The organism is Actinobacillus capsulatus DSM 19761 (genome assembly GCF_000374285.1).
Lineage (GTDB): Bacteria > Pseudomonadota > Gammaproteobacteria > Enterobacterales > Pasteurellaceae > Actinobacillus > Actinobacillus capsulatus.
Genome location: NZ_KB893941.1, coordinates 15713 through 39664, shown reverse-complemented (window position 1 = coordinate 39664; position 23952 = coordinate 15713). Strand labels below are relative to the sequence as shown.

27 protein-coding genes, 1 tRNA gene and 3 pseudogenes are annotated in these 23952 nt (G+C 38.5%); 16 read left to right on the top strand and 15 right to left on the bottom strand.

Annotated elements, in window-relative coordinates:
• Window positions 1-104: 104 nt before the first annotated feature.
• From C228_RS0108750 to C228_RS0108735, 6 genes and pseudogenes are all read right to left on the bottom strand, one after another.
• Window positions 105-353, bottom strand: coding sequence for a hypothetical protein (locus tag C228_RS0108750; protein ID WP_018652253.1), 249 nt, complete (start codon window positions 351-353; stop codon window positions 105-107).
• 26 nt (window positions 354-379) lie between these two features.
• A pseudogene (locus C228_RS14355) lies at window positions 380-451 on the bottom strand (IS200/IS605 family transposase); the annotation flags it as partial.
• 184 nt (window positions 452-635) lie between these two features.
• Complete coding sequence (locus C228_RS0108745; RefSeq protein WP_018652252.1) at window positions 636-1541, bottom strand: DUF7689 domain-containing protein; 906 nt, start codon at window positions 1539-1541, stop codon at window positions 636-638.
• A gap of 216 nt (window positions 1542-1757) precedes the next feature.
• Window positions 1758-1985: a hypothetical protein gene (locus tag C228_RS14470; RefSeq protein ID WP_050560381.1), complete on the bottom strand. Its 228-nt coding sequence runs from the start codon at window positions 1983-1985 to the stop codon at window positions 1758-1760.
• Entirely contained in the window at window positions 1972-2184 is a 213-nt protein-coding gene (locus tag C228_RS13920) for a hypothetical protein (RefSeq protein WP_050560380.1), read from the bottom strand. Before C228_RS13920 ends, C228_RS14470 begins: the two co-directional genes overlap by 14 nt.
• Before the next feature lie 86 nt (window positions 2185-2270).
• Window positions 2271-2498, bottom strand: coding sequence for a hypothetical protein (locus C228_RS0108735; protein WP_018652251.1), 228 nt, complete (start codon window positions 2496-2498; stop codon window positions 2271-2273).
• A gap of 7 nt (window positions 2499-2505) precedes the next feature.
• Here C228_RS0108735 and C228_RS13525 point away from each other — a divergent pair.
• From C228_RS13525 to C228_RS14350, 4 genes and pseudogenes are all read left to right on the top strand, one after another.
• Window positions 2506-2777, top strand: a pseudogene (locus C228_RS13525) (LexA family protein); the annotation flags it as partial.
• 18 nt (window positions 2778-2795) lie between these two features.
• Window positions 2796-3485 (top strand): hypothetical protein, encoded by a 690-nt coding sequence (locus C228_RS0108725; RefSeq protein WP_018652250.1) that lies wholly within the window; start codon window positions 2796-2798, stop codon window positions 3483-3485.
• Window positions 3486-3665: 180 nt separating this feature from the next.
• Window positions 3666-3959: a DUF4298 domain-containing protein gene (locus C228_RS0108720; RefSeq protein WP_018652249.1), complete on the top strand. Its 294-nt coding sequence runs from the start codon at window positions 3666-3668 to the stop codon at window positions 3957-3959.
• Window positions 3960-4096: 137 nt separating this feature from the next.
• Window positions 4097-4270, top strand: a complete 174-nt coding sequence (locus C228_RS14350) for a hypothetical protein (RefSeq protein ID WP_018652248.1) — start codon at window positions 4097-4099, stop codon at window positions 4268-4270.
• A 415-nt stretch (window positions 4271-4685) separates the two neighbouring features.
• Here the strand turns inward: C228_RS14350 and C228_RS0108710 are convergent, their stop codons facing one another.
• The 4 genes from C228_RS0108710 to C228_RS0108695 all read right to left on the bottom strand — a co-directional run bounded on the left by C228_RS0108710 (window position 4686) and on the right by C228_RS0108695 (window position 7458).
• Window positions 4686-5900 (bottom strand): tyrosine-type recombinase/integrase, encoded by a 1215-nt coding sequence (locus tag C228_RS0108710; protein WP_018652247.1) that lies wholly within the window; start codon window positions 5898-5900, stop codon window positions 4686-4688.
• Window positions 5901-6130: 230 nt separating this feature from the next.
• A tRNA-Ile gene (locus tag C228_RS0108705) sits at window positions 6131-6207 on the bottom strand.
• Window positions 6208-6303: 96 nt separating this feature from the next.
• Window positions 6304-7041, bottom strand: a complete 738-nt coding sequence (gene pgeF / locus C228_RS0108700; RefSeq protein WP_018652246.1) for a peptidoglycan editing factor PgeF — start codon at window positions 7039-7041, stop codon at window positions 6304-6306.
• Window positions 7042-7068: 27 nt separating this feature from the next.
• Window positions 7069-7458, bottom strand: a complete 390-nt coding sequence (locus C228_RS0108695) for a RidA family protein (RefSeq protein ID WP_018652245.1) — start codon at window positions 7456-7458, stop codon at window positions 7069-7071.
• Window positions 7459-7550: 92 nt separating this feature from the next.
• On the opposite strand from C228_RS0108695, the gene yejK reads away from it, so the two are divergent.
• The 5 genes from yejK to C228_RS13520 all read left to right on the top strand — a co-directional run bounded on the left by yejK (window position 7551) and on the right by C228_RS13520 (window position 11938).
• Window positions 7551-8552: a nucleoid-associated protein YejK gene (yejK, locus tag C228_RS0108690; protein ID WP_018652244.1), complete on the top strand. Its 1002-nt coding sequence runs from the start codon at window positions 7551-7553 to the stop codon at window positions 8550-8552.
• A gap of 70 nt (window positions 8553-8622) precedes the next feature.
• Window positions 8623-8970 (top strand): outer membrane protein assembly factor BamE, encoded by a 348-nt coding sequence (bamE, locus tag C228_RS0108685; protein ID WP_018652243.1) that lies wholly within the window; start codon window positions 8623-8625, stop codon window positions 8968-8970.
• Window positions 8971-9298: 328 nt separating this feature from the next.
• Window positions 9299-10639 (top strand): NADP-specific glutamate dehydrogenase, encoded by a 1341-nt coding sequence (gene gdhA / locus C228_RS0108680; RefSeq protein WP_018652242.1) that lies wholly within the window; start codon window positions 9299-9301, stop codon window positions 10637-10639.
• Between the two features lie 97 nt (window positions 10640-10736).
• Complete coding sequence (locus C228_RS0108675; RefSeq protein ID WP_018652241.1) at window positions 10737-11192, top strand: DUF5358 family protein; 456 nt, start codon at window positions 10737-10739, stop codon at window positions 11190-11192.
• Between the two features lie 173 nt (window positions 11193-11365).
• Window positions 11366-11938 carry an integrase arm-type DNA-binding domain-containing protein gene (locus C228_RS13520; protein WP_018652240.1) on the top strand — a complete coding sequence of 191 codons (573 nt, stop codon included), beginning with the start codon at window positions 11366-11368 and terminating at the stop codon, window positions 11936-11938.
• A 134-nt stretch (window positions 11939-12072) separates the two neighbouring features.
• On the opposite strand, the pseudogene C228_RS14345 reads toward C228_RS13520, so the two are convergent.
• Window positions 12073-12144: pseudogene (locus C228_RS14345) on the bottom strand (IS200/IS605 family transposase); the annotation flags it as partial.
• A gap of 465 nt (window positions 12145-12609) precedes the next feature.
• Here C228_RS14345 and C228_RS0108665 point away from each other — a divergent pair.
• Complete coding sequence (locus C228_RS0108665; RefSeq protein ID WP_018652239.1) at window positions 12610-13422, top strand: 5'-nucleotidase, lipoprotein e(P4) family; 813 nt, start codon at window positions 12610-12612, stop codon at window positions 13420-13422.
• A 65-nt stretch (window positions 13423-13487) separates the two neighbouring features.
• Here C228_RS0108665 and C228_RS0108660 read toward each other — a convergent pair whose 3' ends face one another.
• On the bottom strand, window positions 13488-13709 hold the full coding sequence (locus C228_RS0108660; RefSeq protein WP_018652238.1) for a YgjV family protein: 222 nt from the start codon (window positions 13707-13709) through the stop codon (window positions 13488-13490).
• A 118-nt stretch (window positions 13710-13827) separates the two neighbouring features.
• On the bottom strand, window positions 13828-14322 hold the full coding sequence (gene folA / locus C228_RS0108655) for a type 3 dihydrofolate reductase (RefSeq protein WP_018652237.1): 495 nt from the start codon (window positions 14320-14322) through the stop codon (window positions 13828-13830).
• Window positions 14323-14447: 125 nt separating this feature from the next.
• On the opposite strand from folA, the gene proB reads away from it, so the two are divergent.
• The 6 genes from proB to C228_RS0108625 all read left to right on the top strand — a co-directional run bounded on the left by proB (window position 14448) and on the right by C228_RS0108625 (window position 22084).
• Window positions 14448-15539 carry a glutamate 5-kinase gene (gene proB / locus C228_RS0108650; protein ID WP_026313252.1) on the top strand — a complete coding sequence of 364 codons (1092 nt, stop codon included), beginning with the start codon at window positions 14448-14450 and terminating at the stop codon, window positions 15537-15539.
• A 63-nt stretch (window positions 15540-15602) separates the two neighbouring features.
• Entirely contained in the window at window positions 15603-16373 is a 771-nt protein-coding gene (locus C228_RS0108645) for a TSUP family transporter (RefSeq protein WP_018652235.1), read from the top strand.
• On the top strand, window positions 16370-17002 hold the full coding sequence (gene nth / locus C228_RS0108640; protein WP_018652234.1) for an endonuclease III: 633 nt from the start codon (window positions 16370-16372) through the stop codon (window positions 17000-17002). Before C228_RS0108645 ends, nth begins: the two co-directional genes overlap by 4 nt.
• A gap of 165 nt (window positions 17003-17167) precedes the next feature.
• Window positions 17168-18472 carry an acetyl-CoA C-acyltransferase gene (locus tag C228_RS0108635; RefSeq protein ID WP_018652233.1) on the top strand — a complete coding sequence of 435 codons (1305 nt, stop codon included), beginning with the start codon at window positions 17168-17170 and terminating at the stop codon, window positions 18470-18472.
• A 10-nt stretch (window positions 18473-18482) separates the two neighbouring features.
• Window positions 18483-20603 (top strand): 3-hydroxyacyl-CoA dehydrogenase NAD-binding domain-containing protein, encoded by a 2121-nt coding sequence (locus C228_RS0108630; protein WP_018652232.1) that lies wholly within the window; start codon window positions 18483-18485, stop codon window positions 20601-20603.
• 59 nt (window positions 20604-20662) lie between these two features.
• A complete protein-coding gene (locus tag C228_RS0108625; RefSeq protein WP_018652231.1) occupies window positions 20663-22084 on the top strand; it encodes a YdgA family protein in 1422 nt (473 codons plus the stop codon).
• Between the two features lie 76 nt (window positions 22085-22160).
• On the opposite strand, the gene C228_RS0108620 is transcribed toward C228_RS0108625, so the two are convergent.
• Together C228_RS0108620 and fdhD are read right to left on the bottom strand one after the other, a co-directional pair.
• Window positions 22161-23093, bottom strand: coding sequence for an AEC family transporter (locus C228_RS0108620; protein ID WP_018652230.1), 933 nt, complete (start codon window positions 23091-23093; stop codon window positions 22161-22163).
• Window position 23094: 1 nt separating this feature from the next.
• Complete coding sequence (gene fdhD, locus C228_RS0108615; RefSeq protein WP_018652229.1) at window positions 23095-23901, bottom strand: formate dehydrogenase accessory sulfurtransferase FdhD; 807 nt, start codon at window positions 23899-23901, stop codon at window positions 23095-23097.
• Between the last annotated feature and the right edge of the window lie 51 nt (window positions 23902-23952).

Here is a 23952-nt window from a genome sequence, read left to right as displayed (position 1 = left end):
AGCATCGCAACCTACATTGAAAGTAATTGTTAGTAATCATAATAGCTATCATTGTTAGCACCGGGCAAGCTCCACCAACTTTGCCAAGCGTCCCCCATTTATTGCTACTCATCACTAAGCCCCTTGTCTAAACGTTTCACTTTTAATTGATGAATTTGCTCAGCTCGTTCTTCCTCACGAACTTTGATCTTACGCAGTTGATATTTTTCAACTAAATTTACAATAGCCGTTATAGCACCGATAACTAAACTAACTAATGGCAAGATTTCTTGAGCCAACATCAACGAAAAGAAACCGCCAATACCAGCCCACCAATAACTTTGATTGCCCAGGTTTTTAAACATTTTATCCATACCTTACCTCCTTTTCTTGAGGCAATAAAAACAATATGATATTTACAGTTCCATCTAGTGTGTGATAGACTTGAATCGTCATTGGATTTACTTGCCATTGATTTATCCTCCTACCTATATATTGAGCTTTGGTTGTCAGCCTCATTCATTATAGGAGGATTTTTTATTCTCTCATCACTTAAGCTCTTTGATTCCACACGCATAGCGTGTGGTTTTTATAGCTAGACATAGTCTAGCTATAATAAAAAAGACCCTATTTAAGGGTCTTATTACTGAACTGCTTTATGTCAATGAATCTATGTATTTTTTGACTGTTCGGCGTGCTCTACCATGTTGTCCTTCCAAAATATGGCATTCTACACCATGGAAGACTTTAAGGCTTTCTGTTGATTGAAGCTCATCATAAGCTAATAAAGCCCAATAATCACCGACATAAAGTCTAAGAATAAGCAATGGCAAAATGTTATTTTTTTGCCCAAATTGAATAAGCTCTTTGTATGTGGTTGATTGTTTCCGTGAAGCTGGAGCCGAGCTAAGCAGTGAGTTTTTATCTGCCGAATCCTGCCAAAACTCAATCCAATTTTCATACAATGTATCAAAATCATGAATTACATTCTTAGATAATAAAGACAGTGCTTTACTAAGTTTTATCAGGTCTGAATGAGTAATGGTAGGTAGTTGTCTTTGTAACTTCAGACGGTGTTGCTGTATTTTTTCACCGGCTGATTTTTTATAATATGCCACAGGTTGCCCATAAGATTCGCCTTTTAATCCGCCTAAATCATGAGCTATTCGAATATAAGCACCTAATTTAGATTCCCATTGTTTTGATTGAGGATAAGCAATACAAGCATGTGTCATATATAACTTGCCATTTGGTAATTTATTTCCCCAAGCAATAATATGAGCCTCATTTATATTCGACACTTTTGTAAACCCGGCCTCTTTATAAAATCGGTCAAAATCCGCTAAGGTTGTGTCCTTATCTGTAAGATATGGATGATATAAAGGCCATAGCCAATCATCAGTAACACCTAAAGTCCAAGCTACACAGTTATAGCATTGTGTAGCAATACTAGTTTCCTTAGTTGTAGCCAGATTTAAGTTTGGAAAGAATGATTTATAAAGGATACCTTCGCCTTTATCTAAAGGCTTTGAATAGGTGGGAATATTTTTGCACTCGTTCATTTTAAACCTCCTAAATGAGCGATAATAAAAAAGCCCCGACTGGAAAACCAATCAGGGCTATAAAGTTTGTAGTTGCGTGATGCGCTTGCACCAATCGCAGGGATTACGTAAATACTATGATTTTAGTTGCAACTTGTCAATCACTTTTTAAGCAACTGAATTTCAACAGAACAAGTACGACCGTCGCAATCCTTATCTAAGTCTAAAAAACAACCATCAACCATCAACAATCAATAAACCGATAAAAACATATTTCCACGTAATAACCTCAGTTAAATTTTGGGTGTAAGAATCCGCCACTTGATTTTTCACAAGCGCAGAGATAAGTTTTAAATCATCTTCGTTGTCTGCATTAAATAATAATACGCCATCTGCATCACATAAGTGTGAAGCCATTCCACGAGCAATAGCATAAGGTTCGTAAACATGTTTAATGTTGCTCATTTAAAATATCTTCATTTTCTAAATCAAGTTCAATACCCAATTGTTGAGCGATCTTAATTTGACGTTTACGCTGATCAAGAATAAGCGCATTTGTCTCACCAACCGATAAATTGCGGATAAAATAAGATTTGCCTTTTAGATTAATAGTATTAACTTCTGGCTTTTCTAACAATAATTGTTCTCGTAAGTTTTTAGTCATATTTTGTTCCTTGAATACAGAAAAAACGAATAAAACCCCCGAATATACGGGGGGGTGGGGGTTATTTTTACAAGAGGGCTAAATTACTAAGCAATTAGCAAATAATCACGCTTCGCAGATTTGATTGAAGCTGCTCCTTCATATTTACCTTTTACTTTACCTGAGAAGCCGTTTCCGCTTTCAAGGATGCCTACACCGTAAATTGTGCCTTGCGCATTTGGTAATTCCAATTTGTACGCAAAAGTTTCTGTGCCATAGAATTTTTGACTTAGCGCTTTTTGTTGCTCGATCGATGAAACATAGAAGAAATTCAATTTGAGTGAACCAATGGAGCCGAAATTTATTGAAGGAGATATAGTGATTATTGATCCGAAAGTAGAACCGCATGCCAGTGAATTTGTTGCAGCAATCAACGGGGATTGTGAAGCCACATTTAAAAATATCGCCCACTAGAAGATTTAAATGAATATGACAAATAGCACTTTGAGTTAGTATCGCTTAACCCTGATTGACATAGTATGTCATCACTTAAACAAGAAATCCGAATTATCGGAACAATAGTAGAACACCGTATTTATAGTAGAAAGAGATAATTTGTAAAGGAGGCTAAAATGAAATTAAATGAACAAGAACTATCAATTGCTTTTCCACAAAATCTATATTATTCAGCAACAAAGCCACTACATGTTGACGATGTTATAAAATCGTTACGTGGTTTAAACGTTCTAGTAAAAAGCACTAAACCAACATTAAATGCACTGTTTAATGTAGATATTCATAATATTGAACTTTATGTAAAATCTATCAAAGAAGGTAGCTTATTAGAGGAAACTTTTATAAAATTATTTCTCAATTCACAAGCTGAATATGATACCTTCTTACAACAGATCCACGATAAATTTGGAGACAAAGCAATGAAAACAACTGGTGCAATCATATTGGCTGTTGTTTCTTGTTTTACTCTTTATGGCGTGTATAAAGCAGCAACAGCAGGAGCGGATAATGGAACCATAGCTATTGATAGCTATAACACTATCAATAATTATTATGTAGATTCTAGAATTTGGGAAGAAGGAGCTGAATTAGCTAAAATGACTCCAAAAGAATTTAAGAAAACGATTGAACAAAACGTAAGAAATCGTAAAGCGGTTACCCAGAGTTCATTAGATGTAATGTCTCCTGTAAAAGATGACAATAACGCCGAACTCTTTAAGGCTGGGCTGGTTTATTCCCAATGTAATCGATTATCGAGTAAAAATAGAAATAGCAAATGGTGTAAATACTGCCAAGCTGAAAATTAATAAAGCAATTCAAGCTGATGTTTCTATTAAAATGAAAAAAGATTCTTCAACAGGTGATTTAAAAGCAGCTAAAATCATTATACATAAGCTTAGATAACATTCCTAAACCGCCCTAGTGGCGGTTGAACATCGGTGCTATTTGTAAATAGTCCAAAGCTGTTTAATAAAAGGAGATAAATCATGCAACAAAAAATCCAACAAGCGCAAGATAACTACGGACAATTGCTAGAACTACAACAAAAGCTGCAAAAAAGTCTAAAAGATTGGCAAGAAGCAGCAAAGTTAACCCAAGAACTCCATAAGTTTTATCACACCCCTAAATGGTTAGAACTCCACGATAATGCCGAACAATATATCATCGATACTAAAGGCAATTACAGCGTACTTTCTGAAGATGCCGTCTGGAACGCTCTAGCAGAACAACTATGGATGACTGAAGAGCTAGCAGAGATTATCAAACCAATATTAGACTGAAATAGTTAAGTCCTCTTGATTTATGGCATTTGAAACTATTAAGCCAGTTATCGAATCGTAAAGTCAAACACTATATTTATCATAGAAAGAGATAAGTCGATAATTAAATTTTATTAGGTAACCTAGAGGAGTAATTTATGGAAAATTTAATTTATACTAAATTTGAAAAAATCAATTTAAATGTTCCTTTCTTTAATAGTCTAAAGAAAGATTATAAAGAATTCTCAGATTGGTTTAACAAGAAAAAAGATAATAATGAAGGAACATTTATCTTCTTAAATTCTCAGAAGCTATTGGATTCCTTTACTTAAAGAGTAAGGATGAAGAATTGAATGATATTACTCCTAAAATAGGGGGTTTTTAGGCGTATCTATGAATAGGAGAAATAAAGGCAGCCAACAAAACAAAAGAAGATTTTTTAGTCATGAAACTAGTAACTATGTTGAATCTAACCAATATTTCTATTTTGTTAGCTATTTCTAGTTATGGCATTGTTGGATATCTATTAAGAGATACAATAGAACCATTTTCTTTTAGTTGGATTATATTTACCCTTAGTTTAGGGACTATATCATTCATACTTAGCTTGCCGTTTTTGGCGATGATTGGTTCTATCATTATATCAATTACTCATTGCGTAATAATTTCATATAAATCTAGTATTCAGCTATATAAGTTAATTTTCTTGAACTATAAAAAAAGCGGTTCAAAATGACCGCTTCAATACTATTCACAAGATTCTACAAAATCCCCCCACGCTTGCATAATTGGAAATCTACGCTCTAGATAGTCGCCTCGGTGATAGCTGGTTTTAACGCTATTTGTATCGACGTGGGCAAGGCAAGCCTCCACTACATGATACTCCGTTGTAAATCGTTCATGTAAATAAGTGCTTGCGATACTTCTTAGTCCATGGGCCACAAGTAACCCCCTATATTTGCCATTACTCATTTTCTTAATAGCATTATTTACAGTTTGAGAATTTGCCGGCTTATCTCGATTTACTCGGCAGCAAAAAATAAAACGCCGATGACCATTAAATTTTTTCATTTCTTCCAAAATAGCTAAGGCTTGAGAATTTAAGGCTACACGGTGCGCCCGCTTGCCACCTTTCATTTTTTCCGCCGGAAGAGTAAGTACTTTCTTCTCCCAATCAATTTCACTCCATTCTACGGCAACCGCTTCAGCCGGACGCAAAATAGTGAGTAATTGCCATCTAACTAACAATTTCGTTTCATACTTACGATCAGATTTATCTAATTCTTTTAAAAATTCGCTCAACTCTTGCGGCGTAATTGTCGGTTGATGCGTTGCTTCTTGATAGCTAAACGCTTGCTTTAAGTCCGCTATAGGGTTGTACTTCACTAGCTGTAAAAATCGGGCGTAAGTCATTATCTCAATAAAATTCCCGATAACACGGTACAAAATATCAGAATGATTAGCCTGTAAATCCTTTAACTTCTCAATGCAATCACTAATTTCTATTTGCGTTACTCGGTAATTTTTAAATCTGGGGAATAAATGAATTTCTAATCGCCTAATTGTTTTCTTTTTGGTGTCTTCTTTGAGTTTGTCTTTCTCCGCTTTCCACTCAATCCATTTATAAGCCAAAGTTTCCAGCGTTTCTTCCTCTTTCTCCTTCGCTTTTAACTGATTAGCTTTATATTCGTAAGGGTCAATACCTTGGACTAATAAAGATTTAAATTCATCTCTGATTTTACGAGCTTGAGCTAGACTGATTTCCGGGTATTTCCCGAAAGATTTTTTAGTGATTCGCTTCCCCGTTACCGGATGAATATAGCTGAAAATCCAGCTTTTAACGCCGCTAGGATAAATTCTTAATAGAAGACCGCTACTACCATCGCTCACTTGAAAAACGCTTATCTGAGGTTTTAGATTCTTAATTTGGGTATCATTTAAAGGGTAATTTTTAATTGCCATAAAATAGTTACTTATGCAATGGCAAATAAGCGGAAAATCTATGCTTTTTGCCTGTTATTTTATCCATCATGATCCCTTGAAATTTCCCTTTTTGTTCAAGGGATCATCCAAGGGATCATAAAACCATAGACAATAAGCAACTAAAAAGACAATAAAGGATTATATAAGACTTGTAACTTGTTGATTTACAAAGGATTTAAGACAATAAAAGACAATATGCAACGGGTAAATGGTCCCCCCTACCGGACTTGAACCAGTGACCAAGCGATTATGAGTCGCCTGCTCTAACCAACTGAGCTAAGGGGGGATAAAGAAATGAGATTGGATTATAGGGAAATTTTGGGTGTTCGTCTAGCGTTAGGCGAACACCCGCATAAAAAACATACTCGCTATAAATTGTGCTTTATTCAGATCGCCAAATTATACTAGCCATACGTCCTGTCTGCTTATCTCTTCGGTAAGAGAAAAAGCGTTCTTGCTCAGTAACAGTACAATGCTCTCCACCAGAAATTTCGGTAATACCAAATTTATTCAATCGTTGCTGTGCAATTTGGTAAAGATTTCCTAAAAATTTACCCCTTACTGTCGGATCAGCAACAAATGCCTGTTCCGCTTGTGGATCAAATGCACAAAACTGCTCCATTACTTCTTTGCCGACTTGAAATTTAGTTGAACCGATTGCCGGTCCTAACCACGCACAAATTTCCGTTGGCGAACAAGAAAATTCCACTACCGTATTTTCTAATACGCCATCACATAAGCCTCGCCATCCGGCGTGAGCCGCTGCGACTTCTTTTCCATCTTTACTACAGAATAGAACCGGTAAACAATCTGCAGTTATCACTAAACAAACCTGATTCGGTTGATTGGTATAAACCGCATCCGCTTCTAAATTATCACCGTCATATGGTAGGCGAATCACACGAGTACTATGTGTTTGCGTTAAAAATAGTGGAAAATGTGGTAGACCAAACTGCTCCACCAATAACTGGCGATTTTGTTGCACATCCTTAGGATTATCACCGACATGATCACCTAAATTAAAGCTATCAAAAGGCACTTGGCTGACGCCGCCTGTTCTAACGGTAGTAAAGGCATGAATATGCTCTGGCGCATGCCAATTGGGCGTAATGTTTTTCATTGCAAAATTTTCTCTAAAAATGACCGCTTATTTGCGTACTGCAATCGCTTCAATCTCTAAACCAACATCTTTTGGTAAACGAGCGACTTCAACACAAGAACGAGCAGGAAATGTCGGATGATTATTCTCACGGAAAAACGCTTCATATTCAGCATTAACTGTTGCGAAATCATTTAGGTCTTTCACAAAAACGGTTGTTTTAACAATATCCGCTACGCTTAAACCGGCTTGTTCAACAATTACTTTTACATTTTCTAATGATTGGCGCGCTTGTTGAGTAATATCGCTTGGAATCTCGCCTGTTTGCGGATTAACCGGAATTTGTCCTGATGTTAAAACAAGATTACCTAAATCAACCGCTTGTACGTATGGGCCAATTGCTGCTGGTGCTTTTTCTGTATGAATAACTTTAGTCATGGTGAATTCCTTCTTTTAATAATGAAAAATAGTGCGTTTAATGATAATATCTCCCACCTTTTATTTCTACCCCGAATCTCAAGAGAAATAGTATGAGCATTAACGTTACTGAAATTGTCCTTCACCAGATTCATCAAACCGAAGGCGAAACACCGGAGTTAAATACGGTGCTTCGCGACAACCTCCTTGCCATTAGCCCCGAAGTTGAACAAATGATGTTACAGCTTCACCAAGCCTATCAAAGTAAAGCGAAGGCTTACGGTATCTTTAAAAATGAATCTATATTTGCTCAGCAACTTAATCGCTTATTAGAACAAGAAACTGATTTTTTACCGTTCAGTCACAGTTGCGCAAAAATGCTCTCTAGTGAATTAGCCAAATATCCTTTTGCATCAGGCGGAACCTTTATCCTTTGCCGTTATAACTTTTTAGCCACAGATTATTTATTTATTGCATTGATTGATAGCCATACCTCAATGTTAGTCGACGACCAATTAGAGATTAAACGTACCGAATATTTGGATATTACTCAGTATGATATCGCTTGCCGCATTAATCTGACTGAATTAAAAATCAATGCGCAATCAAATCGTTATCTCACCTTTATTAAAGGGCGAGTCGGACGAAAAATTGCAGATTTCTTTATGGATTTTCTCAGTGCGGAAGAAGGTTTTAACCCTCAATTACAAAATCAAACGCTTTTACAAGCGGTGAGTGACTATTGTGATCAAGGGGAATTATCTGCACCACAAACTCGTGAAGTAAAAAAACAAGTATTCGAATATTGTAAAGGACAAATTAATAGCGGCGAAGAAATCGCATTAAGCAAATTATCCGAAGCTCTGCCGACACTAAACGAAGTGAATTTTGCGCAATTTACTCAAGAACAAGAATACGGGCTAGAAGAAAATATTCCACCAGTTCGTAATGCATTAAAAACCTTAACCAAATATTCAGGCTCAGGAAAGGGAGTAACAATTAGTTTCAATGCGGAATTACTCGGCGAACGTTTAATTTGGGATGAACTAAACGATACATTGACAATCAAAGGTTTACCGGCAAATTTGCGTGATCAATTGGAACGCAATAAGTAATGGAAAATTTTTATGAGTTTGGGTATTATCTATCCAATCATTTTGAACAATTCAAAGGTCAATAAATATTATGAAAATGAAATCTCTTTTAGCTATCGCACTGCTTGCTGTCGGTGTAACTTCTTGTTCTACCGTAAAAAAAGTAGTGTATCGTATTGATGTTCCACAAGGCAATTATTTAGAACAAGATAAAATTGATCAAATAAAAATCGGCATGAACAAAACACAAGTGCAATATTTACTCGGCACACCTATGTTACAAGACGTATTTGCACAAAACCGTTGGGATTATGTTTTCATTAAACGTGAGGGGTATAACGATCCTATTCAGCATACTCTCTTTGTTTACTTCGATAACCAAGGTTTAGTTCGTGATATCAAATTAGATAAACCTATTGAAGCGACTAAAGCGGAATAATTTATTAGCCCACAGATGTGGGCTTTTTTACGCCTCAGAGCATTCATTAATATTTCTAATCAATAGTCTCATCATTAGTTTTTGTACAACATAACCGAATTTGCAATCAAATCGTCAATTTCAACCTAATTTTTGAGCATTTACTCTTATTAACAATCATAACAAATCAATAAAAGAGCATTTTTTAATCAATTAACTAAATTTTTGTAATTTACTTGATAAATTTTTTTAATTACACCTTTTCAAATTAAAAATTGCTTGCTAGACTCCAAGACATAGCAAAACACAACTAATTTTTACTAAAATTCAAACAAAATAGGAGTACTTTATGAGCGACTTAAACGCATTGTTTCAAAAAATCAAACAACGTGATCCTAACCAAGCACCATTCCACCAAGCAGTGGAAGAGGTTTTCGGTTCATTAGCACCATTCCTTGCAAAAAATCCACAATATACTCAACAAGGTATCTTAGAGCGTATCGTTGAGCCTGAGCGTGTTATTACTTTCCGTGTAACTTGGGTTGATGATAAAGGTCAAGTGCAAGTAAACCGTGGTTATCGTGTTCAAATGAACTCTGCAATTGGTCCTTATAAAGGCGGTATTCGTTTCCATCCGACTGTTGACTTAGGTGTTTTAAAATTCCTTGCATTTGAACAAGTATTCAAAAATGCGTTAACTACATTACCGATGGGTGGTGGTAAAGGAGGTTCGGATTTCGATCCAAAAGGTAAATCAGACGCAGAAGTAATGCGTTTTTGCCAAGCATTTATGACCGAATTATCTCGTCACATTGGTGCAGATACTGACGTACCGGCGGGTGATATCGGTGTAGGCGGTCGTGAAATCGGCTATATGTACGGTCAATACAAAAAATTACGTAATGAATTTACTTCAGTATTAACCGGTAAAAGCTTAACTTGGGGAGGTAGCTTGATTCGTCCGGAAGCAACAGGTTACGGTGCTGTTTACTTTGCAGATGCAATGTTAGCAACTAAAGGTCAAGGCTTTGAAGGCAAACGTGTTGTTATTTCAGGCTCGGGTAACGTAGCACAATATGCTGCAGAAAAAGCAATCCAAAAAGGTGCGAAAGTATTAACTGTATCTGACTCAAACGGTTATGTATTATTCCCAGATTCAGGTATGACTGAAAAACAATTAGCGGATTTATTAGTGTTGAAAAATGAACGCCGCGAACGTTTATCAGTATACGCTCTAGAACAAGGCATCCAATACTTTGAAGATCAAAAACCATGGAGTGTTAAATGTGATATTGCACTTCCGTGTGCGACACAAAATGAATTAGACGGCGAAGCGGCAAAAGAATTAGTGAAAAATGGCTGTTTCTGCGTAGCTGAAGGTGCAAATATGCCGACTACACTTGAAGGCGTTGAAGTATTTATCGCAGCGAAAATCCTTTACGCTCCGGGTAAAGCAGCGAACGCAGGTGGTGTAGCAACTTCAGGTTTAGAAATGAGCCAAAACGCAATTCGTTTATCTTGGACTCGTGAAGAAGTTGACCAACGTCTATTCAATATCATGACAGCAATTCATGAAAACTGTGTAGAAAACGGCACAGAAGCAGACGGTTTCGTAAACTACGTAAACGGTGCAAACATCGCAGGCTTCAAAAAAGTGGCAACTGCAATGTTAGAACAAGGTATCGTATAACGCTCTCTTAAAATAAGCCCTCTTCGGAGGGTTTATTTTTTGCGCAAAACAAAAGATTTGTGCTATGCTGTCCCAAACAGACATAGGAATAAATACAATGCGAAAAACTTTATTTATCTTGATTTGTGCAGCTTTATGCAATACAAGTTTTGCAAATTCTGCTGAAAATCCGACCGCTTATACGGAACACGCCAAATACAAAATCTCAGCTACCGATATGAAAATCTTGGTTCGCCAGTTAAATAACATTGAGCAATGTCTTTTCCCTGATCTTGCAAAACCAAATTACCAACAAATCTATGACAATTGGTCTGTTGCCGAAAGCATGACGATGCTTTATTTTCAACAAAATTTATTAAAAGAGTTAATTGGCGAACAAAATGCTCAATTTATCGAAAAAGACGAGCTTTCACGTCTTTACTTTGAACAAATGCATGAAAAATATAACCACCAAAAAGCTAATGTAGATAAAACCCGCTGTGAAGAATTCAAACCAATCTACGCCCAAGTCAAACAACAAATTGAATACTCAATACCTCAGGTGTATAAATAAGCTTTCTTAGCTATTTCACAGAGCTATATTTCGACTCCGGTACACACCTCCAAAAATTACGTTCCCCAACGCTCAAAACATTAAAAACGCTAAGAAAATCAAAGGCTTTTGTCTTTTGCAACGATCTATAAAGATCAGCTTAGCTCAATGTTACTCAAGGAGATGAGCGAAAAATGGCAGTCATAATAAAACCTCTAACTGCGCAACAAATAAACAATGCAAAACCCGAAGAAAGTCCATTACGTGACGGCGAAGGTTTAATTCTTTTTATCACAAATACTTCGAAAAAATGGCGACTTGATTACAAGCGTCCTATAACAAAATCCAGAACGTCTATCACTCTTGGAGATTATCCGGATATATCACTCAAAGAAGCTCGTCAGTTAAGACAGTTTTATCGTGGGTTACTTGCTGACGGAATAGACCCGAAAAAATATCTAAGAGAAAAAGAAGCTGAGAAAGCGGACCGAATTGAAAATAGTTTTTATAAAATTGCGGTGAAATGGAAAGCATTTAAATCGCAAAAAGTTAAAGAAGAAACAATGTTTGATGAGTGGCGAAGACTTGATAAACACATATTCCCGAAGCTTGGTGCATTGCCGATTAAAGATATTAACTCTCGTTTACTGGTAGAAGTATTGCAACCGGTTTACAGAAAAGGGCACACATCCGTAATCGAAAAAACGCTAAGAAGTATCGAGGGAATAATGGATTATGCCGAGAATACCGGTTTAATTAGTGAGTGAATCTATTCTTGCGCACAGTGTCAGAAATAAGCTGGAAGAGACTTATAACCGATATAATTATTTTGATGAGTGCTGAAAAGTGATGAATGACTGAGGGTAATTTATTGCAGATAGTGGTTTGAAGTGGTCCTAATAAAAACAATATGATACTTACAGTTCCATCTGGTGTGTGATAGACTTGAATCGTCATTGGATTTACTTACCATGACATATGTTGAATTTTGGTTGTCAGCCACATTCATTATAGGAGGATTTTTTATTCTCTCATCGCTTAAGCTCTTTGATTCCACACGCGTAGCGTGTGGTTTTTATAGATAGACATAGTCTAGCTATAATAAAGGGGCTTTCATCACGAAGCCCCTGTTTTCAATGGTTCACGTCCCACTTGTTCCCGTTTTTCCCGCCAATTCCCTATATTTCTTTGTTTTATTGATTCTATACAGCCAAAAACACGACCCAGATAGCAAAAGTTTTACTGACAAATTGTGTTATTTTCAAAAATGCACTCATGTTGTGTCCTTAATTGTTATTGATTTAGATTAAAAGAGTAACAGGCTAACGTACTTTTTTACAAAAGTGAATAGACAAAAATCAGGTTTATTTGTACCCTTTGGGCGCTTTGGCTGTCATTGCCAAAATTGCAAAAGAAACAAACACGAAAGGAGAACATAATGAAATTAGTTAAATTAACGGCAATCGCTGTAGCATCAATGTTTGCATTAACCGGCTGCCATCACCATGCACAAAAGCACGATGAAATGATCTTGCAAGAACAAGCGGCATTAGGAATTAACTGGATGCAACAATCAGGCGAATATCAAGCTCTCGCTCACCAAGCTTTCAATATGGCGAAAATTGCATTTGATAATGCAAAAGTAGCAAAAGGTAAGAAAAAAGCGGTTGTAGTAGACCTTGATGAAACAATGGTAGATAACAGCCCTTATGCAGGCTGGCAAGTAAAAAATCATAAATCATTTGACGGCGAAAGCTGGACACGTTGGGTAAATGCGCGTCAAACTCAAGCGATTGCTGGCGCGGTTGAGTTTAATAACTATGTAAACAGCCACAAAGGTACAATGTTCTACGTATCAAACCGTAAAGACAGCGGCGAAAAAGCAGCGACTATCGATGATATGAAAGAATTAGGTTTTACCGGTGTAAACGAACAAACGTTGTTCCTCAAAAAAGACAAATCGAACAAAACGCCTCGTTTCGAACAAATTGAAAAACAAGGTTATGAAATCGTACTTTACCTAGGCGATAACTTAAATGACTTTGGTGATGCTACCTACAAAAAATCAAATGCGGAACGCCGTGACTTTGTCAGTGCAAATAAAGAAAAATTTGGTAAACAATTTATCGTATTACCAAACCCGAACTACGGTGACTGGGAGGGTGGTTTAGATAAAAACTACTACAAAGGCGATGCAAAAAGCCGTTTAAATATCCGTCACAATGCAATTAAAGCTTGGGATGGAAAATAATTGATAAAAAGAGACCGCTTATCAGTCCCTGATAAGCGGTCTCTTATTGTGGCTTATTTAATTCATTATGCTCTTTCACGCATATGTTTAATAAAGAAATAAAGATTAGTACAGGCCACAAAAAAGTTTAAACCGGCAACAGGTAAAGAGCCTATCATTAACCCGTAAATGGTAAAGCAAGCACATCCTACCGCATTCACAAAACGCAACTTAATCACATCTCTTAATAAAAAAGATACGCCCACTAAAAACATCGCAAAATAGCCGAATAACTCTACATAATCCATAAGAACCTCCTAAATTAATATCTGTATATTATTTTAATCAGTCTTATTTTGTTTGTGTTTAACTTTAAAAAAAGCAAAGGATTGCGTTCACATTTTTGTGTTTTAACTGATGATAAAATCAGCAATCATTACGTTCCAGTAACATAAAACGGCATTGATAAGGGTTTTGTTCATCAACATCGGACCATTGTTCCTGTTTTAACTGCCAATGCTCTTCATCAAATTCAAAAAACGTATCGCCTTCAATCTCCGCCTGTATTTCGGTTAAATAAATTTTATCGGCAAACGGAAGCGTTTGTTTAAAAAGCTCACCGCCACCGATCACCATAATTTCTTCCACATTTGCAAAAGTTTTGGCTAATTCAACCGCTTGTTCGAAATTTGTCGCCATATAAGCACCTTCTACCGAAAATCCGGAACGAGATAAAATAATGTTAGGACGTTTCGGCAATAGACGGCCGATTGATTCGTAAGTTTTACGCCCCATAATCACCGGCTTGCCTAGCGTATTTTGACGAAACCATGCCAAATCAACCGGTAAATGCCACGGCATTTGATTATCCTTACCAATCACGTGATTTTTTGTACGTGCTACAATTAAACTAATTTCCATCAATTTTTCCGCCCTTATGCCTTTTAGTTTGATTTAAGTTGAAATTAATAGTGATTTTAGCAAACAAAAGTGCTACTTTTCATATAATTCTTTTTTTCTTTAGACAACCTACCGAAATACAGCTCATGAGCAAGACTATTGTTATCAAATTTGGGACAAGTACCCTTACACACGGCGGCAAAAGTTTAAGCCGTCCTTATATGTTAGAGTTAGTTAAACAAATCGCTCAACTGCATCAGCACCACCGCATTATCGTGGTTACGTCCGGTGCTGCAGCTGCTGGGCGTGATTACCTCGGTCATCCGGAACTTCCCAAAACGCTTGCTTATAAACAGATGTTAGCAGCGGTCGGACAAAGCCAACTAATTCGGACTTGGGAAAATTTATTCGATATCTATGGCATTCATATCGGGCAAATCTTATTAACACGTGCCGATATTGACGATCGTGAACGTTTCTTAAATGCTCGAGATACGCTAAATGCGCTGTTAGAACAAAAAATCATTCCGGTCATCAATGAAAATGACACCGTAGCAACCGAAGAATTTAAAGTGGGCGATAACGATAACTTATCTGCTTTAGTTGCGATCCTTGCACACGCTGACCAACTCTATTTATTAACCGACCAAGAGGGGCTTTTTAGCGCAGACCCTCGTAAAGATCCGAATGCAACTCTCCTTTCCGTTGTTGAAAGAATTACGCCGGAAATTCGTCAAATTGCCGGTGGTAGTTCAACCGAACTCGGTACCGGCGGTATGAGCACCAAAATTACTGCGGCAGATATTGCTACTCGTTCTGGCGTGGAAACAATTATTGCTTCCGGTTCACGTGAAAATGTATTGGTGGATTTAGCCAATGATGTGGCAATCGGTAGTAAATTTTTAGTGCAATCCGACCGCTTAGAAGGCAGAAAACGGTGGCTATTCGCTGCCCCGCAGATGGGTACATTAATCGTTGATAAAGGTGCGGAAGCCGCATTATTGCAACATAAATCACTCTTGCCTGTCGGAGTTTCAGATATAAAAGGCGTCTTTAGTCGTGGCGAAGTGGTTAAAATCTTTAATCAAGAAGGTAAAGCGTTAGCACTTGGCTTGGCTCGCTACAGTAGCGAAGCGTTAGAACGGATTAAAGGCAAGAAATCAGCAGAAATCGAATCATTGTTAGGCTATGAATTCGGCTCAGTTGCCGTACATATAGATGAAATGGTTATTTATTAACAAACAAGCGGTTAATTTTGCGAAAAATTTTGCAAATTTAACCGCTTGCATAAGGGAAAGAAAATGGAATTAGGACTAGATGTTTTTGCAATCTTATTTAGCGTGGCAATGATAGCCGGCTTTATTGACGCAATCGCCGGCGGTGGTGGATTACTGACGATTCCGGCATTATTAGCTGTCGGTGTCCCCCCTGCCATGGCATTAGGTACCAATAAGTTGCAAGCTTGCGGCGGGTCATTTTCCGCTTCTATCTATTTTGTGCGCAAAAAAGCGGTCGATCTCAAACAGATTTTCCTATTGATTTTATTGACTTTTATTGGCGCTGCTTGCGGTACAATCTTCGTACAAACTATTGATGTGAACGCACTCAAAGCATTATTACCCTTCTTAGTGCTGATTATCGGTATTTATTTTTTATTTAGCCCAAGTATTGGTGACGAAGATCGAAAACAACGCATCAGTCTACCATTGTTTGCGTTCACTGCGGCCGCCGGCGTTGGCTTTTATGACGGAATGTTTGGGCCAGCGACCGGTTCATTTTTCACTCTTGCATTTATTTTGTTACTTGGCTTTAATTTACCGAAAGCGGTGGCGCACGCCAAAGTGTTAAATTTTACCTCTAACTTTGCCTCATTGATTTTCTTTATTCTAGGTGGTGCCGTATTATGGAAAATCGGTCTAATCATGATAGTCGGACAATTTATCGGCGGTACTCTCGGGGCGAGAATGGTAGTCACAAAAGGTAAAAAATTAGTACGTCCAATATTAGTCACCACGTCATTTATAATGGTAGCAAAAATGCTCTATGATCAAGGCTTATTAAACTTTCTATGAACCAAGCAAAACGAATTGAAATTTTAACCCGTTTACGTAACGAAAACCCACATCCAACTACCGAGCTTAATTACAGCAATCCGTTCGAATTACTAATTGCTGTCATTCTTTCTGCGCAAGCGACCGATAAAGGTGTGAATAAAGCCACTGATAAACTGTTTCCAGTGGCAAACACGCCGCAAGCTATTTTGGATTTAGGTGTTGATGGGCTAAAAGAATATATTAAAACCATCGGGCTTTTTAATAGCAAAGCGGAAAACATTATTAAAACTTGCCGTGATTTAATCGAAAAACATAACGGTGAAGTACCAGAAAATCGTGAAGCGCTTGAAGCATTGGCGGGCGTAGGACGAAAAACCGCAAATGTGGTACTGAATACTGCCTTCGGGCACCCGACCATTGCCGTAGATACGCATATTTTCCGCGTATCCAACCGCACCGGCTTTGCCCCAGGTAAAGACGTAGTAAAAGTCGAAGAAAAATTACTGAAAGTAGTTCCTGCCGAATTCAAGGTAGATGTACATCACTGGTTGATTCTACACGGACGTTATACCTGTGTTGCACGCAAACCTCGTTGCGGTTCTTGCATCATTGAAGATTTGTGCGAATACAAAGACAAAACGGAATAAGTTATTCCTTCACATGCAAGCGGTCGAATTTGTATCTTTTTTTGCAAATGTTTATGTAAATTTGACCGCTGCTCCTATCTTTCTTAATCTATATTTCTTTTCTGCCTAACGGTGATACAATATCACTTTTTGCAACTCAACATCCCCTCCCGATAAGGACAAACAATGCCGAATCAGAATCTACTGACCGTAAAAGGTGAGCGTGTTGCGATTGTAGCAGGACTCCGAACACCGTTCGCTCGCAGAGATACCGGTTTCAAAGACACGTATGCAACTAGCCTTGGCACAATGGTAACCAATGAATTACTCAGCCGTACAGCGATTGAGCGAAAAGAAATCGAGCAATTAGTATTTGGTCAAGTAATCCAACAACCGGATATTCCAAATCCAGCACGTGAAATTGCGATTGCGCTCAATATGCCGCATTTACAATCTTACAGTATCAGTAGTTCTTGCTTATCTGGGTTGCAAGCGATCGCGAATGTTGCTGGCAGTATCGTTAATGGCTCAATTTCTGCGGGTATTGCCGGTGGTGCCGATTCGATTTCTAATGCACCGTTAAGCATTAGCCCTCGGGTTATTTACAACTTCAAATCTATTTTTGCTGCAGAAACGCTAGACGAAAAATATCGTCGTTTCCGCCAGTTCTCTTGGCGCGATTTCAAACCTCACAGCGTGAATTTGAAAGACTTCACCACTCAAATGTCGGTGGCGGAAGTCTCGGAACAAATGGCGCAAGACTACAAAATTAGCCGAGAAGATCAGGACGAATACGCCCGTCTTTCCAACCAAAAAGCGGCAGATGCATGGAAAATCGGTTTATTAAAAGAAGAAGTCATGCCGTCTTTCCCTCCCCCTTATAAAGACTTTGTAGTTTCGGACACCTTAGTTTCCGCTGCAACCCGTTCACGTTATTACCAACGTTTCTCGCCATTGGTAAATAAAGACTATGCTACCGTTACCGAAGCGAATATGCCACAGCCGGTTGACGGCGCTGCAGCAGTTTTACTGATGAATGAAAACAAAGCGAAAAATTTAGGACTCACTCCACTTGGCTATATCCGCAGTTATGCCATTACCGGTAATGATATTTGGCAAGATATGTTTGCCGGCGCAACTATTGCCAGCGCCCAAGCGCTCGACCGTGCGGAACTTCAATTACAAGATATGAGTTTTATTGATATTCATGAGTCGTCAGCAAGCCAAATGCTCGCCAATATTCAATTTTTTGAGTCGAATGAATTTGCAAAAAAATACCTAAATCGAACCGCTTGTTTGGGCAAAATTGAGCTGGATAAGCTCAATCATTTAGGCGGTTCCATTGCGTTTGGTAACCCACGTGCGGTAACCAGTTTACGCACAATTATTCAATCGCTTTATGCCTTAAAACGTCAAGGCGGTGGCTTAGCGTTAGTCGCTTCCAGTGGTTTAGGTGGCTTAGGTGCCGCAATGGTTTTAGAAAGTGAATAAGGGAGATACGATGATTGAACAACAAGAACAAACACCGGTGTTTCAAGTAGAAATTGATGATAACCGTATCGCGATTATTCGTATTCAAACTTTAGATAATGATGCTAACTGGTTACCGGAAAATTTTGTCAGCGAACTACGCAGCGTTATCGGCAGTATCATTTATCAGCAAGCTCGAGGCGTGATTTTTATCTCTGCTCGTGCGCACAACTTTATTCAGGGCTTCAAGCCGAGCATTCTAAAAGAGAAAACGGCGGAACAGCTAAGAATATTCTCGCAAGAAGCGCAGGCGGTCATGCGCGAAATTAATACACTAAAAATGCCGGTGATCTCCGCAATTGACGGCAATTGTTTCGGCTTAGGCTTAGAATTGGCATTGGCTTGTGATTATCGTTTGGCAACGGATGAAAATCACACACAATTTGCGATGCCACAAGTACGTTCCGGCTTATTACCGTTTGCCGGCGGTACACAACGTTTACCTCGTTTAATCGGCTTGCAAAATGCCACACCGCTATTACTATTTGGACATAAAATCAATGCCGAACAAGCGAAGAAGTTTGCGTTAGTGGATAAACTCGTACCGGTGACCCGACTTTTTGATACCGCATATCAAATGTTATTAAATAACAAAGTGCAAAAAGTCGATCATAAACGACCGCTTACGTTATTTAAAAAATGGCGTAAACAATTAGAAGGAAATACCCTTTTCCGCCATAAGTTTCTCGATCGCACCGAAAATTTGGTATGGCTAAAAACCTTTGGCAACTACCCTGCGGTTGCCCGTCTTATCGAATTGCTAAAAGAGCCGCATTTCAAGGCTGGCTTAACCTTAGAGCAACACGCATTCGCCGAATTATTTCATACCGAGACATCAAAAGTTTTAATTGATTTGAAAAAAACCGAACGTGCGATGAAAGATAAATATCGCATTCGTGGTAATGTAAGAGATGTATTGCAAGTGAGTGTACTTGGCTCCGGTTATATGGGTGCGGGAATCGCCTATCTAACCGCCAACAATGCGCAAGTGCCGGTGCGAATTAAAGATATTCATCCTTCGGAAATCCGTAAAGCACTACGCACCTGCTACGAATTGATGCGTAATGAAGTGGATAAAAACCAGCTTAATCCGGGGCAAATGATTCAGAGAATGAACCTAATTACCGGCGGCGAGCGCCTTGTTGCGGCAAAATCGACCGATTTTATTATCGAAGCTGTGTATGAAGATCTCAAACTGAAACAGCGAATGTTGCAAGAAAGCGAAGCCTATTATGACGAACATGCGATTTTTGCGACCAATACATCGACTTTCGCAATCCGAGATATCGCTTCGGTCGCTATACGTCCGGAAAATGTGATTGGCTTCCACTACTTTAGCCCGGTGGCGAAGCAAAAAATGGTTGAAATCGTACCGCATGAAGGCACTTGCGAACATACGATTGCCACAGCGATTCACTTTGCGATTCAGCAAGGAAAAATACCTTTATTAGTAGCAGATAAACAAGGCTTCTTTATCAACCGCATTTTAACGCCGTTCTTATTAGAAGCGATTCAATGTTTGGTAGATGGCGAATCCATTGAGTTTATCGACCGCTCGTTGCAAGAATTCGGTTTCCATCTAGGCCCATTAGCAGTTATTGATGAAATGGGACTAGATGTGATAGCCAAATCAAACCCAGCTCTGGTTCGTGAATTGGGCAGCCGCTTTAATTTGCCCGAAAGTATTGATTTACTGATTCGTAACGAGCGCAAAGGCTGCAAGAATAAACGTGGCTTTTATATGTATGATTCGAAAGGCGAACGTTTGCAAGAAGATAAAAGTATTTATCATGTGATGGAAACCATTGCCCGTAATGATTTGGAATCCGAGCAAATTGCCCGCCGTTGTATTCTGCGTATGCTTAATGAAGCGGCTTGGTGTTTGCAAGATAACGTGATCCAATCTATTGATGAAGGAAACGTTGCTTCCGTACTTGGTGCCGGTTTCCCTGAATTTAGAGGCGGGATTTATGCCTATATGGAAAAAATCGGCGCCCCAGAAATCGTTAAGCAATTACGTCAACACGTTAAACAATACGGCGCTCGCTTTGAACCTTGCGAATGGCTAACACAACAGGCTGAACAAGCTTAATATTAAAAAAAGCGGATAAAAATCTACATTATCCCTAAAATCTATAAAGGAAATAATTAATGAAAAAATCAACCCTTGTGATTTCTGTAGTGGCTGCATTAGCTGCAATTACTAGTGGCGGTGCGTGGTATACCGGTAACCAAATTGAACAACGTTATCCGGAACTGCTTGAACAAGTAAATACCGCACTAAAGGGTCTAAAAGCTTATGATATTCATGCTGATATCAGTGACGTCAAACTCACTAAAGGCATTTTTAGTTCAGCAGTTCAATATAACGTCAATGTTAAAACGGATAAAAATAGCTTTTCGCTTAAAGGTAACGATACCGTTTATCATGGACCGCTTCCGTTAAATCGTTTAATGAAAGGCAATTTGGTGCCAATGTTATTAAGCGGTGAAACGCATATTTCTGCCGTGGACAACCAGCTCAAAAGCTATTTTTCCGGTAACGATGTTCTTTCAGCGACAACGGATATTCATTACAGTGGTAATGTAGCCGGTAACGCTACGCTTAATCCGTTTAAATCGGAGAATATTGAAGCCTCAAAAATCTATTTGAAGGGCGATTATAACGGTTTTGGTAAACAACATTTGAATATTGAGTTACTGAAAATAAAAGATGATGGCGAAAGTAAAGGTGCGTTTGAATTATCCGGCTTACATTACACTGCAAATTACACGCAGGATAAACAATATCCAGAACTAAAAGGTTTAGGTGATTATCAAGCGAATATTAAAAAGCTCTCTGTTGTTAACGAAAAAAATGAGGTCATCAATTTAAACGAACTGACATCTAAAGGTCATAGTGAAATTAAAAATGAGCGTATGGTAGGTTCCGGAGATCTTACGTTCAATGCAGATTGGGCGGCTGAAGCTAAAACCGCCAATTTAGGGAAGATTCATCTCGATATGATGATGGATTTTGACGCAAAATCATTTAATGAATTGACTTTACTTTCAGATAAATTAGAAAGTGAATCGCCTGAAATCCAAAATCAATTACAAGCAGCAGTAACAGCCCTCCTTACCAAAGCACCTAAATTAAAAGTGAACGAAATTTCGATTCAAAATGCGAAAGGTAAAAATACTTTTTCACTTAATTTAGATTTGGATAAATTCGATATTGCACAAGTATCACAAGCGAAATCTATCGAAGATACGCTTAAAATCTTTAAGCCGTCTAATTTGGACGTAACGTTAAATTTAGCGGCAAGTGAAGAAATCGCAAAACAATGGTTAACCATTGCGCCTGACGCAAATTATATCGGTACACCGGAAGAAAATGCCAAACTGCGTATTCAAGAATTAGCAAATAGTGCGAAACACTCAGGTATTGCTAGCGTAGACACTGAACATATTAAACTGGCATTAAAAATTGAGAACGGCAAAGTAAACTTAAACGGTAGAGAGGTATCGGAATCCGAACTACAATTGGCACTATGGGCAATTATGCTCGGTGCGAGCGGCTTAGGTCACTAGTCATTCATTAAACAAGCGGTCTGTTTTAGGAAAGTATTTGCAAAATCTTCCACAAAACAGACCGCTTGTTTTTACCTTAAAGCCATTGATATAGGGCAATAATCAGCGGCATAGTGAACACACAAAGTAAGGTGGTTACACCATAAATTGCGCTGGCTTTTCTTGCGTCTTGGTTATACACCACCGCCATTTGCGTTACGGTTGCCGCCGAAGGGCTGGTGGTTGCCAAAAAGCTAATCATCGCAATAGTTGCACCATTTTCCGCTACCCAGCTACCAAAGTCGAATACTTTGACAATCACCAATAAAATCAGCGGGATAAAAATCAAGCGAAGAAACGAAACCAAATAAATACGCTTATCCGCCATAATCTCTTTGACTGGAATCGACGTAATTAACATCCCCGCTACTAACATCGCCATCGGCCCGATCATATCGCCGAGCCAAGCTAATGTTCCCGCAATTACGTTAGGTAATTTAATTTGTAATAGGAACAACAGCATACCAATCACAATCGCAATAATGTTGATATTGGTCAAAATCTTTTTCAAAGATACTTCGCCCTTACCGCACAATAACATGCGTAAATGCGACCAAAACAAGAAATTTTGTACCACCATAAAGCCGGTGGCGTAAATCACCCATTCATTGCCAAATAACGAAGCAACCAACGGAATAATCAAATTGCCCGAATTCGAATAAATGGCGGTGGCGTGTTCCAAATTGCTTAATTTAAAAATCGGCTTTAATATTTTACCAATCAAAATCAGCAGACCGCTCAGCAAAATCGCCATACCGAAAGACAAATATAAGCCGTGTAAAACAGCGTCCGAATATTCGATCTGAAAAGCGGTAATCAGCATAGACGGGCTAATAATATATAGCCCGATAACCGAAATCGGGTAACTTTGTTCCGAAGTCAGCAATTTCAGCTTCACTAATAAATAACCGAGTAACACAATAATGGTTAACTGAGTAATTTTCTCAGCTAACAATAAAGCGATGTCCATATTAGGCTTTCTCCAATAACAAGCGTTTCTCACCGGAATATACGGTCGCTTTTCCTTTGCGAGTAAAAGCACTCAAAGTGAAATCATGTGCCTGCGCAATCTCAACCGCCAAAGCCGTTGTTGCGGAAATGGCACACAACATTTCGATACCGACCGCCAAACATTTCTGTACCATTTCAAAACTGGCACGACTGGTCACAAACACAAAACCAAGCGGCTTACCCGCTTTCGCATACCAACCGATAAGTTTATCCAGCGCCACGTGTCTGCCGACATCTTCTCGAATTGCAAGCAATTCCCCTTGCGGAGAAAAGAATGCCGCCGCATGGCTTGCGCCGGTTTGTTGTGCCAATTGTTGCGCTTGTTCAAGTTGTTGCAAGCAATCATAGAATACCTGTGGGTTTACGGCTTGCAAGCGGTCATTTTTTTGTAAAAATTTGCAACTTTGGCTGACTTGCTCCAATTGCTCTACCCCGCAAATTCCACAACCGGTTCTGCCGGTCATCGAACGGCGTTTTTCTTTCAATGCCGCAAATTGACGAGTAGCAATCTCGATTTGCACTTCAATGCCATTGCATTGCTCAATCACATCTAAGCCGTATAATTCTTGTTTATCCTCCAAAATGCCTTCCGCTAATGAAAAGCCTAACGCAAAATCTTCCAAATCTTGTGGAGTCGTCATCATTACCGCATGAGAAATCCCGTTATAAACTAATGCAACCGGCACTTCACAAATAAGATTTTCTTGAATTTCAGTGGTAAAAAATTGTTGTAATTTAACCGCTTGTTTTTGTATTGTTATATCCATAATTTATTCCAAATTACCTTCCACCCCATATTTTTATCGTTATTCTACAAT